This is a genomic window from Aquibaculum sediminis (genome assembly GCF_040712085.1).
Taxonomy (GTDB): Bacteria; Pseudomonadota; Alphaproteobacteria; order Kiloniellales; family DSM-21159; genus Aquibaculum; species Aquibaculum sediminis.
The window spans coordinates 110,238-121,571 of record NZ_JBFCVK010000003.1 but is presented as its reverse complement, the minus strand read 5'-3'; the positions used below and the strand labels follow the sequence as shown (position 1 = coordinate 121,571).

The window sequence follows — 11,334 nt, the reverse complement described above, 5'->3', positions numbered from 1 at the left end:
AGGGCATGGCAAAGAAGAAGAATCCTCACGCCGGAGTGGTTGGGCTCTCCGCCCTGGACCTGGCCGAGGCAATCGCCAAGGGCAGTGTCCGGGCGGTGGAGGCCACCGAGGCGTTCCTCGCCCACATCGGGGAACAGGAGCCCCGGATCCAGGCCTGGGCGCACCTCGACCCCGATTTTGCCCTCGCACAGGCGAAGGCGCTGGACCGGCACCGTGAGAAGGGGCACCCGCTGGGGCCGCTGCACGGTGTGCCGGTGGGGATCAAGGACATCGTCGATGTCGCGGGCCTGCCCTGTGAGAATGGGACCCCCCTGGATGCGGGTCGCCGGCCACGCAAGGATGCGGCCATCGTCACCCGTCTCCGCGAAGCCGGGGCGGTGATTCTCGGTAAGACCGTCACGACGGAACTGGCGGTCTTCCACCCGGGCAAAACCCGCAATCCCCACGACACCAGCCGCACGCCCGGAGGATCCTCCTCGGGCTCGGCGGCGGCGGTGGCGGCGGGAATGGCGCCCCTGTCGGTGGGGAGCCAGACCAACGGTTCGGTCATCCGGCCGGCTGCCTACTGTGGTGTGGTCGGCTTCAAGCCGAGCCAGGGCGTGGTCTCGCGCCGTGGCGTGATCACCCAGTCGCCGACGCTGGACACGCTCGGCGGCTTTGCCCGCACGGTCGAGGATGTGGCGCTGCTGCACGACGCCATGGCCGGCTACGACGAGGAGGACCGGGCCATGCGCCTGGTCGCGCGGCCTCAGCTGCTGGAAACGGCGCGCAGCAAGCCGCCGGTGCAGCCGGATTTCGCGTTCGTGCGCTCGCCCTTCTGGGAAGATACCGAGCCCGATCTGCGCCAGGGCTATGAGGAACTGGTGGCGGAACTGGGCCCGCGGGTCGAGCAGGTGGAACTGCCCGAGGTCTTCGGCAAGGCCATCGATCTGCACAGCACCATCCACCTGGCGGACATCGCCAAGAACTATGGCCGCTACTACGACAAGGACCGCGAGCAGCTCAGTCCGCGTCTGCGGGAGATGGTCGAGGAGGGTCGCAAGATCCTGGCCATGGACTATGTCAGCGCGCACGACTGGATCGAGGTCTACAACGCCGCGCTCGACCAGTTGCTCGATCAGTACGACGCCTTGATCACCCCGGCCACGACCGGGCAGGCGCCTGGCATCGAGTCCACGGGCAAGCCGACCTTCTGCACGCTCTGGACCTTCTGCGGCGTGCCGGCGGTGAGCCTGCCGCTGCTGGTGGGCGCCGAGGGCCTGCCCATCGGGGTGCAACTGATCGGCAAGCGCGGGCGCGACGGCCGCTTGCTGCGCACGGCGCGCTGGCTCGTGGAGCGCCTGCGCGACGAGAGCGACAACCAGGAACAGGGGCGCGGCTAGCCCGCATCCGCTGTGATACTTGAGGAGAGGAACGTCATGTTCTCCGACCGCCTGATCGCCATCTGCGCCCTGGTGCTCTTGCTCGCCTTCCTGTCCGTGCTGGTCATCTGGGTGCCGCGCGTGGACATGGCCGTGGTGATCGGCCTCGTCGTGCTTCTGGTGCTCTATGACTTCTTCCGCGACCTCGGTCCGGGGCGCGGCAAGCAGCAAGGCGACAAGGTGTAAAGTCGAGTTTTCTAGAGATGTGAAACGGCTCTAACACTTTAATTTAGACCGGATTCACGCATTGGATCTGAACCCGGCGTGGTTCAGATTAAATGCGATCCGGTCTATCGCCCGCGCCGCTTCGGCGCTGTCAGCGCAATGCCCAGAAGAATCTGACCACAGAGCGCGGTATCGCGGCTGCCGGTGCGCTTGCAGGCGGCCTCCGCGTCGAGCAGGCGGGCACTCGCCGCGGCCAGTCGGGTCGGTGGCCAGCCTCTGGCCTGTGCCTCGAAGCGCTCGGCCACCTTCCAGAAGGGACGCGGTTGCAATTTGGCCATGGCGGATTTTGCCGCCGTGCCCTCGGCCACCTGTGCGGCCACGAAGTGCAGCCTCTGGAAGTGGCGCATGACATGGCGCAGGATCTGCACCGCATTGGTCCCTTGCTGAAAGCTGCGCCTCAGGGCCCGGTCGAGCGCCGCGGCATCGCCGTCGCATACCGCGAGCGCGATGTCGTCGAGGTCGAGAGCGGCGCCATCTCCGATGCAGGCCACAACATCCTCCACCTCAATGCGGCGGCTTGCCGTGCCATCGGGGGCCTCACCCTGGGACCCGCCCTTGTAGAGGATCAGTTTTTCGATTTCGCGACGGCTGAGCTGTCGGTCACCCCCGAGCTGACGGGCAAGCAGAGCCAGCGCGTCGCGGTTTGCCTCGAGTCCGGCTTCGCGCAGCAGCGTGGTGGCGAGGCGCGTGATGCCGCCCCCCTCGTCGCGGTAGCAGGCCACCACGCCTGCGCGGTCGTCGGCGCGGACGAAGGCCTGGACCAGGGCGGCCCGTTTCGGCAGATCCCCGGCCTCCACCAACAGCAGCGCCTCGCCGGGCGGGTCCTTCAGGAAGCTCTTCAGCAGCTCCGCCAGCTCGTTGCCGGCGCCGCGCAGGCGCACCACGCGTCGTCCGCCGGTCAGCGAGAGCGCCGCTGCCTCGTCGGCCAGCAAGGCCGGGTCGTCGCGCAGCTGCGCCGGCGTCAGCTCCGCCATGCGAAAGGGATCGGCCGTCTCGCCCAGGACGGCGCGCGATGCGTTGCCACTCAGCTCCGCAATCAGACCGGCATCGGGGCCGTAGAACAGGAGCGCGCGCAGCCGCTCCACCAGGCGCGGCAGCTGGGAGGGAAGCTGGTCGGCGCGGATCTCCACGATCCGGTTCCCGTCAGCTGCTGGTTTCGGCGAGGAAGAGCGCGAGACGTCGGCGGATTTCCTGCGCCAGCTCGCGGACCGCGCGCTCCTGGGCGCTTTGTGCCGAGGCGTGGTTGGCGTAGCCGCTTTCCACGAGGTTGAAGCCGACGATCGACTGCGCCCGTCCGCTGGTCAGCGCCTCGCCGGTTTCGCGCAGGAAAAGACGGTAATTGGCCCGCATGGTCAAAGTACCGCGGGTCGCCGTCTCCGTGCGTCTCAGGCCGGACCTGCGGGTGTTCTCCGACATCTCCACCCGAAGATCATAGAGCGAGTCGACCGGTTGGCCGCGCGGATTGAGCAGATCGCGCAGTTCGTTGTGCAGCATCTGGCCGCGACGGGCCGAAATCGGCTGTATGGCGATCGTGGCCAGACCTGGAGCCCCGTCCTCGGCGGCGCCGGGCCGGCTGCCGGCCGTTCCATAGAGCGGCCGCACCACGCAGCCACCCAGGCCAGCGGCAAGCGGCAGGGCGCCGAGGGCGCCCAGCAGATGGCGTCTAGACCACCACATTGACGATCCGGTTCGGCACGACGATCACCTTGCGTGGGCTGCGGCCCTCCAGGTGCTTGGCCACTGCGGGGTCGGCCAGGGCGGCGGCTTCCAGGCTGTCGCGTTCGGCATCGCGCGGCTGCTCCAGCTTGGCGCGCAGCTTGCCGTTTATCTGCACAGCGATCACGACCACCTCGTCGCGGGCCAACGCCGGGTCGGCTTCCGGCCAGGGCGCACGTGCCAGGAGGTCCTCTCCGCCCAGCCGCGCCCAGAGTTCCTCGGCCAGGTGCGGCATCATCGGCGCCACCAGCCGGGCCAGCGTCTCGCAGGCTTCGCGCAGCACCCAGAGGCCGGCCTCGTCGCGGCCCTTGAAGGCGGAGATGGCGTTTGTCAGCTCGTAGATGCGCGCCACGGCCTTGTTGAAGTGGAAGGCCTCGATGTCGGCGCTGATGTCGTGGATGGTCTTGTGGATCTGACGGCGCAGCTCCAAGGCCGGGCCGTGGATGTCGGCCGGCGCCGGCGTGCCGAAGGGCGGCAGCAGGGGCAGCGACTCGGCGACCAGGCGCCAGAGCCGCTGGGTGAAGCGCCAGGCGCCCTCGATCCCGGCGTCGGTCCACTCCATCTCACGCTCCGGCGGGCTGTCCGAGAGCATGAACCAGCGCGCGGTGTCGGCGCCGTAGGTGCCGATGATGCGCTCGGGGTCCACGGTGTTGCGCTTGGACTTGCTCATCTTCTCGACGCGCCCGCGGGTGACCGCCTGCCCCTCGGGGCCGCGCAGTTGGCCGTCGTCTCCGGCCACCACCTCATCCGGCGAGAACCAGCGCCCCTCGGCGTCGCGATAGGTTTCGTGACCGATCATGCCCTGGGTGAAGAGGCCGGCAAAGGGCTCCTCCAGGCCGAGATGACCCGTCTGCTTCAACGCACGCGTGAAGAAGCGCGAATAGAGCAGGTGCAGGATGGCATGCTCGATACCCCCGATATACTGGTCGACGGGAAGCCAGTGGTCGACGGCCGCCGGATTGAGCGGCCGGTTCTCGTCGCGCGGGCTGCAGAAGCGCGCGAAGTACCAGGAGGAGTCGACAAAGGTGTCCATCGTGTCGGTGTCGCGTTCCGCCGAGCCGCCGCACTTGGGGCAGGGGGCCTGCTTCCAGGTCGGATGGTGGGCCAGGGGGTTACCCGGCTTGTCGAAGCTCACATCCTCGGGCAGGCGCAGAGGCAGATGCTCACGCGGCACCGGAACCGCACCGCAGCTCTGGCAGTGGATCACGGGGATCGGACAGCCCCAGTAACGCTGGCGCGAGACACCCCAGTCGCGCAGCCGGAACTGCACCCGGCCCTCGCCCTTGCCGAGCGCTTCCAGGCGCTCGATGACCTTGCGCTTGGCCTCTTCCACCGGCAGGCCGTCGAGGAAGTGGGAATTGAAGATCGTGCCTTCGCCCACATAGGCCTCGTCGCCGACGTCGAAACTGGCGGCATCGGCCTCCGGCGGCAGCACCACGGGCGTGACCGGCAGGCCGTACTTGCGCGCGAAATCCAGGTCGCGCTGGTCATGGGCCGGGCAGGCAAAGATCGCGCCGGTGCCGTAGTCCATCAGCACGAAATTGGCGACGTAGACCGGCAGCTCCCAGTCCGGGTCCAGCGGGTGGCGCACCTTGAGGCCCGTGTCGTAGCCCCGCTTCTCGGCGGTCTCGATCGCCTCTTCGCTGGTGCCCAGGCGGTCGCACTCGGCGACGAAGGCGGCCAGTTCCGGGTTCTTCTCCGCCAGTTCGGCGGTCAGGGGGTGATGCGGCGAGAGCGCGCAGAAGGAGGCGCCGTAGAGCGTGTCGGGGCGGGTGGTGAAAACCTCGATGGCCTCGTCACGACCGACGATCTCGAAGTGCGCCTTGGCACCCTCGGAGCGGCCGATCCAGTTGCGCTGCATCAGACGCACCTTCTCCGGCCAGCGCTCGAGCGAATCGAGCGCGCTCAGCAGCTCTTCGGAAAAAGCGGTGATGCGGAAGAACCACTGCGACAGGCGGCGGCGTTCGATCAGCGCGCCCGAACGCCAGCCGCGGCCATCGATGACCTGCTCATTGGCCAGAACCGTGTGGTCCACCGGATCCCAGTTGACCCAGGATTCCTTGCGATAGACCAGCCCGGAGTCGAGGAAATCCAGGAAGATCGCCTGCTGGTGGGCGTAGTACTCCGGATCGCAGGTGGCAAACTCCCGCGCCCAGTCGATGGACAGCCCCATCTTCTTGAGCTGTCCGCGCATGGTCGCGATGTTGTCGTAGGTCCACTGCGCCGGATGGATGCGGCGCTCGGCCGCGGCATTCTCGGCCGGCAGGCCGAAGGCGTCCCATCCCATGGGGTGCATGACATTGAAACCGCGGGCGCGCTTGTAGCGGGCGATCACGTCGCCGATGGAATAGTTGCGCACATGGCCCATGTGGATGCGCCCGGAGGGGTAGGGAAACATCTCCAGGACATAGTACTTGGGCCGGGTGTCCTCCGCGCCGGGCGCGTCGGCCACGTGGAAGCAGTCGGCCTCGTCCCAGGCCCGCTGCCACTTGGCTTCGGTTTCTTTCGGGTTGTAACGGCTCATGCTCTTGCTTCCAGCCCGCCCGGCCGTTGCGGGCAGGCCGGGAGTATCGATCCGTAAAGGGCTCAGTTGAGGCCGGCGATGCGCAACTCGCGAGCCCGGGTCAGGATGGCGTCCTCGATCTCGCGGCCGCTGTTGTCGGCGCTGGCTGCGTCGGCCCAGCCGCTTTCGTCGCGCACCTGGCGGAAGACCGTGGCACGCACACCGTCGGCGCGCAGATCGCTGCCGAGAATCAGCACGTTGACCTTGAAGCGCTCGTCCGGCGTGTCCGGGGGCGTATACCAGTCGGTGATGATCACACCGCCGAAGGGATCGGCCGAGGCCAGCGGCAGGAAGTTCAGGGTGTCCAGCGAGGCCCGCCAGAGGAAGGCGTTGACGCCAATTCCGCTGCCACCCGCATCCGGTCGCTCGGTTCGCGAGCCCAGCAGGAGCAGGCCATCCTCGCCGAAGACGCTCGGCTCGCCCTCGTAGGTCGGGCGACCAAAGCGGTCCATCTGGTCCGGATAGTCGTAGCGAACATTATCGTTGGAGGAGGTACCGCAGGCCGTCAATCCGAGCAGAAGGCAAAGGCTCGCCGTGCGTTTCCACATAGTACACCATTTCCGCGCCAAACATTGATCGGCGGCGATTGCCTGCCGAACGAGCGGCACTATGCCAGCATCGGCCGGGACTTCAAACAGCAAAGGCGCCCTGAAGTCATTGCCGGTGCTCAGAGGCTCGGCCGAATCCGTTGTTCGTCGCTGTCACGCATGTCCGGGTTGTAGGGCGGGAAAAGCGTGAGACTGATCTGCGACAGCAGTTCGCGATAGGCAGGGTCGTTGGCGCCGGACAGCGTCGGCACCGTGGCGCGGGTGCTGCTGAGCGGTCCGCCATTGCAGAAGGCCGCGATCAGTCGCCCCTCGTCGCTCTCGGGGTTCGGGGCAGAGCGGGTGGTCAACTCGCCGGTATATTGGGCCGAGCAGACCTGCCGCGGGCTGGTGCTGAGCGGCGGGTCGAATGCCAGGACAACGCCCCAGGAGCTGTCCCCATCGCGGCGCGGGCGGAAGTCGACCTGCGGGGCCCAGCCGGGAACCCGCATGCGCTCGGCAGTGGCGGCGGTCGCTGCCGCGTCGCCGGTGCCGAAGGGATCGCCCAGCACGGTCAAGGGAACGCCCTCGTCCCGGCCGGCGTGAATCAGGTCGCTGACCTGGTACCCTGGGGTGTAGTCACCGCGATTGACGGCCGCGGTGCCGGCGCAGGCGGAAAGCGCCAGCCCGCCGGCGAGCAGCAGCGGTACGGCGCGCAGCGCCCTTGCATGCACCGCGTTTGACAGAGGCGATCGGGACGGTCTCTCTTGCATGTCGCTGACCCTGGGTTATGCCCATTCCTTCAAAGGAAAATGGCGCCTCGCTGGCATTTCGGCAAGAGTGCCGGGTGGCATGGTGGAGTCGGAGAGCAAGGAGATCGATCATGGCGCGTGAGGCGGAAGCGCTTGTGGAGCGACTGGAGGCGGTGCGCGGGCGCATTGCGGCGGCGGCCCGGCGTGCGGGGCGCGATCCGTCCGATGTCACCCTGGTCGCGGTCTCCAAGACCCATCCTGCCGCAAGCATTGCCGCGGCTCTGGATGCCGGGCAGCGCTGTTTCGGCGAAAACCGGGTGCAGGAAGCAGTGCAGAAGTTCCCCGAACTGCGCGAATCGCACCCGGATTTCGAGTTGCATCTCATCGGACCGCTGCAGTCCAACAAGGCGGCCGAGGCGGTGGCCCACTTCGACGTGATCCAGACGGTGGATCGAGAGAAAATTGCCCGGGCTCTGGCGAAGGAAATGGACAAGCAGGGGCGGCGGCCGGCCTGCTTCCTTCAGGTCAACACCGGCGAGGAACCGCAGAAGGCCGGGGTGGTGCCGGGCGAAGTGGAAACCCTGGTGGAACTCTGCCGCTCGCTCGACCTGCCGCTGCGTGGTCTCATGTGCATCCCGCCCCTGGGCGAGCCGCCGGCGCCGCATTTTGCTCTGCTGCGCAAGCTGGCGGCGCGCCATGACCTGCCGCTGCTCTCCATGGGCATGAGCGGGGACTACGAAACCGCGGTGGAGTTGGGGGCGACCCATGTCCGCGTCGGCACCGCCATCTTCGGCGAGCGACCCTATCCGGCGGGCGCCTCCGCAAGCACTTCTACGGCGTCGCCCGGCTGAAGCTGGGCCAGAACCTGCTCCAGATCGCTGCGCCGCAGCGCGACGCAGCCCTCGGTGGGGGCATAGTCCTCGTGGGCGCAGTGCAGGAAGATGGCGCTGCCGCTGCCGGGGCGGGGCGGATTGTCGTTGTGGCCCAGCACGACCAGCAGGTCGTAGAGGCCATCCTGGCGCCATAGGATTTCATGGTGCCCCGGGAAGGGCAGGTTGACCGGCTGGTTGTACTCCCCGCGCTCGGGATCGTCGCACCAGCCGTCGCGCTGGCTCAGCGGGGCAGAGGGCAGGGCGGTCTGTGGTGCCTCGACCCGGTCCGGGCGGAAGAGCAGGCACCGCAGCGGCCAGCGGCCGAGCGGCGTCGCGCCGTCGCCCTCCCACTTCTCGGCAGCCGGACGGACACCACCGCGCCCGATGGCGCAGCGATAGCTCTGCTCGCCGATGCGAGCCACCCAGTGATCGTTTTCGGGATATACCAGGAGATCCATGGACGGCCTCTTAGCATGCTTCCCGCCCAAGGTGGAAGGCTGGACCTGCGACCGGGGCTTGGGCAAGCTGGCGCCGACACCAAGGAGGGGCGGTATGAATCGCAAGGAGCGGCGCGCCGCGGCCCGCGGGGCTGGGAGCGATCGGGGGCAGAATCGGGCGGAGCGGGCGGCGAACCTGGCGGCCGATGGTGCCGGGCTGCACGGCCAAGGCGATCTGGCCGGGGCCGAACGCTGCTACCGCGAGGCCTTGAAACAGGATCCCGCGCAGGCACAGGCAGCACACTATCTCGGCCTGCTGGCCGCGCAGTCGGGACGTCTCGCCGAGGCCGAGCGGCTCATCCGCAAGGCCCTGACGCAGCGCCCCCGGGACGCGGAAGCCCTGCGCAATCTGGCCAAGGTGGAACTGGCGGCCGGCAAGGTCGAGGCCGCGGAAGGCTCCGTGCGTGCCGCCCTGGCCGAGGCGCCCGACGATGGCGAGGCCGCCATTGTGCTGGGCGCGGTGCTGGCGGCGCAGGGCCGTGCCGCCGACGCTGAGACGGCCCTGCGGCAGGCGCTGGATCACCTGCCGGGTCATCCGGAAGCTCTCAACCATCTGGGCGGCGTGCTGCTGGCCGAGGGACGCTTTGCCGAAGCAGCGGAAACCTTCCAGGCCGCTTTGAGTGCTGCACCGGGCTTCGGGGAGGCCTTGATCAATCTGGGGGAAACCCACTTGGGCGCCGGAGAGGCTGAGCAGGCCGAGCAACTGGCGCGCCAGGCGCTCTCCGGCGGCACTCATCCGCGCCTGCTCGATCTACTGTCGCGGGCGCTGGCGGCGCGCGGCGCCAGCGGCGACGCCCTGGAGGCGGCAACTGCGGCCGTTGCGGCGGCCCCGCAGGACCTGCAGCTGCGCTACAACCTGGCGGTCACGCAGCAGGAAACCGGCCGCTGGCCCGAGGCCGAGGCCGACTACCGTGCCGTGCTGGCAAAGGCGCCGGATTTCACCGCGGCCTGGGCCAATCTCGGTGCGCTGCTGCAAAAACAGGAGCGCCTGGAAGAAGCGGAGGCCGCGCTGCGCAAGGCGCTGGCACTTGACCCCGCCCATCGGGAAGCGCGCCTCAACCTCGCTACCGGCCTGGAGCAGGCAAGCCGCCTGACGGAAGCGGCGAATGAACTGCAGCCGCTCATGGAGCTGGCCGCCGACCACCCGGCGACGCGGGTGCTGGCGGCGCGGCTTGACCGGCGTGCCGGCCGCATCGAAGCGGCCGCCGAGCGGCTTGCCGAGGCGCCGCCGCCGGAGGCGCCGGCGGTGCTGCGGGAGGACTGGCTGTTCGAGCGCGGCCGCAACCTGGACCGCCTCGGACGCTACGAGCAGGCCTTTGCCGCCTTCGCCGAGGCCAATGCCCTGGCGGCCGAGCGGGGCGCTGCGCTGCGCGGGGAGCAGGATTACAGCCGTCGGCTGATCGAGACCTTGCAGGCGCGCTTCACGCCGGAGTGGGTGGGCGGCTGGTCGCCTCTTGCCGCGCCGGAACGGGCCGAGAGCCCCATCTTCCTGGTTGGTTTCCCGCGCTCGGGCACGACCTTGCTGCACCACATCCTGGCCGGCCACTCTCAGCTTGCCGTCATGGAGGAGGTGGAGGCGCTGGATGCGGCGCGGCGCTTCCTGGCGGATTTGCCGGGCGGCTTTCCCGATTGCCTGGAGTCGCTGGGCGAGGCCGAGGCGGAGGCCGCACGCCGGGTCTACTGGCAGACAGCTGAGGGCGCGGTTGCGCGCGCACCAGGGCAGCGCCTGGTGGACAAGCTGCCGCTCAACCTCACGCAGCTTGGGTTGGCCCAGCGCCTCTGGCCCGAGGCACAGATCATATTCGCGCTGCGCCATCCCTGTGATGTCTGCCTCTCGGCCTACATGCAGAATTTCGATCTCAACGATGCCATGGCGAACTTCCTGACGCTCAAGGATGCGGGCAGCTTCTATGACAGCGTCATGCGCCTCTATCAGACCTACGCGCAGACGCTGCCGCTCAATGAGATGCGGGTGCGTTACGAGGATCTAATCGAGGACTTCGAAGGCGAGGTCGCGCGCCTGCTGGCCTTCCTGGAACTGGAATGGGAAGAGGGCGTGCGCGACTTCACCGCCACCGCCCACAAGCGCGGGCGGATCAACACGCCCAGCTACAGTCAGGTCACCGAAGGGCTCTACACCCGAGCGCGCTATCGCTGGGACCACTATCGACCGCATCTGGCGCCCTTGATCGAGCAGGTGGGACCCTGGGCGACGACCTTCGGCTATCCCTCGGTCTAGCCAGAAGGGCCTAGGGCCGATTTCCAGACGCTACGACTTTTGGTTAAACTCACGAGCACCGGCGCAGAAGAGAGCGCCGAAAGGGGAGGCGGCGGTTACAGGCAATGATGACACAGCCCGAAGGACAGGCCCCGGCGGCACCCAGGATCCTGGTGGTCGAGGACAACGAGCTCAATATGAAGCTCTTCCACGATCTCCTGGAAGCCCAGGGCTACAGCGTGCTTCAGACCCGTGACGGCCTGGACGCCCTGCGCATTGCCCGGGAGCAACGACCCGATCTCATCCTGATGGACATCCAGCTCCCAGAAGTCTCGGGCCTGGAGGTCACCAAGTGGCTGAAGGAGGACGACGAACTGCGCCGGATCCCCGTGATCGCAGTCACGGCCTTTGCCATGAAGGGCGATGAAGAGAAGATCCGCGAAGGCGGCTGCGAGGCCTACATCGCCAAGCCCATCTCCGTGAACAGCTTCCTGGAAACGATCCGCAGCTTTCTGCCGTAGGCTGGCGCTGCGGCCTTCAACGAGC

Annotated in this window: 12 protein-coding genes; 6 read left to right on the top strand and 6 right to left on the bottom strand. The window is 68.1% G+C overall.

Features of this window, described 5'->3' with window-relative positions; all coding sequences use genetic code 11:
• Window positions 1-5 precede the first annotated feature (5 nt).
• Together ABZ720_RS05645 and ABZ720_RS05640 are read left to right on the top strand one after the other, a co-directional pair.
• Window positions 6-1,382 carry an amidase gene (locus ABZ720_RS05645; RefSeq protein WP_366554536.1) on the top strand — a complete coding sequence of 459 codons (1,377 nt, stop codon included), beginning with the start codon at window positions 6-8 and terminating at the stop codon, window positions 1,380-1,382.
• A gap of 36 nt (window positions 1,383-1,418) precedes the next feature.
• Complete coding sequence (locus tag ABZ720_RS05640) at window positions 1,419-1,607, top strand: hypothetical protein (RefSeq protein ID WP_366554535.1); 189 nt, start codon at window positions 1,419-1,421, stop codon at window positions 1,605-1,607.
• Between the two features lie 104 nt (window positions 1,608-1,711).
• Here the strand turns inward: ABZ720_RS05640 and holA are convergent, their stop codons facing one another.
• The 5 genes from holA to ABZ720_RS05615 all read right to left on the bottom strand — a co-directional run bounded on the left by holA (window position 1,712) and on the right by ABZ720_RS05615 (window position 7,222).
• Window positions 1,712-2,776, bottom strand: coding sequence for a DNA polymerase III subunit delta (gene holA, locus ABZ720_RS05635; protein WP_366554534.1), 1,065 nt, complete (start codon window positions 2,774-2,776; stop codon window positions 1,712-1,714).
• Between the two features lie 13 nt (window positions 2,777-2,789).
• Window positions 2,790-3,323 (bottom strand): LPS assembly lipoprotein LptE, encoded by a 534-nt coding sequence (gene lptE / locus ABZ720_RS05630; protein WP_366554533.1) that lies wholly within the window; start codon window positions 3,321-3,323, stop codon window positions 2,790-2,792.
• Entirely contained in the window at window positions 3,310-5,886 is a 2,577-nt protein-coding gene (leuS, locus tag ABZ720_RS05625) for a leucine--tRNA ligase (protein WP_366554532.1), read from the bottom strand. Before leuS ends, lptE begins: the two co-directional genes overlap by 14 nt.
• 62 nt (window positions 5,887-5,948) lie before the next feature.
• Window positions 5,949-6,473, bottom strand: coding sequence for a DUF3576 domain-containing protein (locus ABZ720_RS05620; protein WP_366554531.1), 525 nt, complete (start codon window positions 6,471-6,473; stop codon window positions 5,949-5,951).
• 119 nt (window positions 6,474-6,592) lie between these two features.
• A complete protein-coding gene (locus ABZ720_RS05615) occupies window positions 6,593-7,222 on the bottom strand; it encodes a hypothetical protein (protein ID WP_366554530.1) in 630 nt (209 codons plus the stop codon).
• On the opposite strand from ABZ720_RS05615, the gene ABZ720_RS05610 reads away from it, so the two are divergent.
• A complete protein-coding gene (locus ABZ720_RS05610) occupies window positions 7,221-7,343 on the top strand; it encodes a hypothetical protein (protein WP_366554529.1) in 123 nt (40 codons plus the stop codon). The genes ABZ720_RS05615 and ABZ720_RS05610 overlap by 2 nt on opposite strands.
• Window positions 7,333-8,052 (top strand): YggS family pyridoxal phosphate-dependent enzyme, encoded by a 720-nt coding sequence (locus ABZ720_RS05605; protein WP_366554528.1) that lies wholly within the window; start codon window positions 7,333-7,335, stop codon window positions 8,050-8,052. The genes ABZ720_RS05610 and ABZ720_RS05605 overlap by 11 nt, the downstream gene beginning before the upstream one ends.
• Here the strand turns inward: ABZ720_RS05605 and ABZ720_RS05600 are convergent.
• Complete coding sequence (locus ABZ720_RS05600) at window positions 8,004-8,531, bottom strand: L,D-transpeptidase family protein (protein WP_366554527.1); 528 nt, start codon at window positions 8,529-8,531, stop codon at window positions 8,004-8,006. The genes ABZ720_RS05605 and ABZ720_RS05600 overlap by 49 nt on opposite strands.
• Window positions 8,532-8,625: 94 nt before the next feature.
• Here ABZ720_RS05600 and ABZ720_RS05595 point away from each other — a divergent pair, with 94 nt between their 5' ends.
• Both ABZ720_RS05595 and ABZ720_RS05590 read left to right on the top strand, forming a co-directional pair.
• Window positions 8,626-10,809 carry a tetratricopeptide repeat-containing sulfotransferase family protein gene (locus ABZ720_RS05595; protein ID WP_366554526.1) on the top strand — a complete coding sequence of 728 codons (2,184 nt, stop codon included), beginning with the start codon at window positions 8,626-8,628 and terminating at the stop codon, window positions 10,807-10,809.
• A 104-nt stretch (window positions 10,810-10,913) separates the two neighbouring features.
• Window positions 10,914-11,309, top strand: a complete 396-nt coding sequence (locus ABZ720_RS05590; RefSeq protein ID WP_366554525.1) for a response regulator — start codon at window positions 10,914-10,916, stop codon at window positions 11,307-11,309.
• Window positions 11,310-11,334: the final 25 nt, after the last annotated feature.

What these genes read in the sequence shown, in the direction of transcription:
- ABZ720_RS05645 (WP_366554536.1), top strand. Translation starts at nt 6, where the DNA reads ATGGCAAAGAAGAAGAATCCTCACGCCGGAGTGGTTGGGCTCTCCGCC.
- ABZ720_RS05640 (WP_366554535.1), top strand. Translation starts at nt 1,419, where the DNA reads ATGTTCTCCGACCGCCTGATCGCCATCTGCGCCCTGGTGCTCTTGCTC.
- lptE (WP_366554533.1), bottom strand. Translation starts at nt 3,323, where the DNA reads ATGTGGTGGTCTAGACGCCATCTGCTGGGCGCCCTCGGCGCCCTGCCG.
- leuS (WP_366554532.1), bottom strand. Translation starts at nt 5,886, where the DNA reads ATGAGCCGTTACAACCCGAAAGAAACCGAAGCCAAGTGGCAGCGGGCC.
- ABZ720_RS05620 (WP_366554531.1), bottom strand. Translation starts at nt 6,473, where the DNA reads ATGTGGAAACGCACGGCGAGCCTTTGCCTTCTGCTCGGATTGACGGCC.
- ABZ720_RS05610 (WP_366554529.1), top strand. Translation starts at nt 7,221, where the DNA reads ATGTCGCTGACCCTGGGTTATGCCCATTCCTTCAAAGGAAAATGGCGC.
- ABZ720_RS05615 (WP_366554530.1), bottom strand. Translation starts at nt 7,222, where the DNA reads ATGCAAGAGAGACCGTCCCGATCGCCTCTGTCAAACGCGGTGCATGCA.
- ABZ720_RS05605 (WP_366554528.1), top strand. Translation starts at nt 7,333, where the DNA reads ATGGCGCGTGAGGCGGAAGCGCTTGTGGAGCGACTGGAGGCGGTGCGC.
- ABZ720_RS05600 (WP_366554527.1), bottom strand. Translation starts at nt 8,531, where the DNA reads ATGGATCTCCTGGTATATCCCGAAAACGATCACTGGGTGGCTCGCATC.
- ABZ720_RS05595 (WP_366554526.1), top strand. Translation starts at nt 8,626, where the DNA reads ATGAATCGCAAGGAGCGGCGCGCCGCGGCCCGCGGGGCTGGGAGCGAT.
- ABZ720_RS05590 (WP_366554525.1), top strand. Translation starts at nt 10,914, where the DNA reads ATGATGACACAGCCCGAAGGACAGGCCCCGGCGGCACCCAGGATCCTG.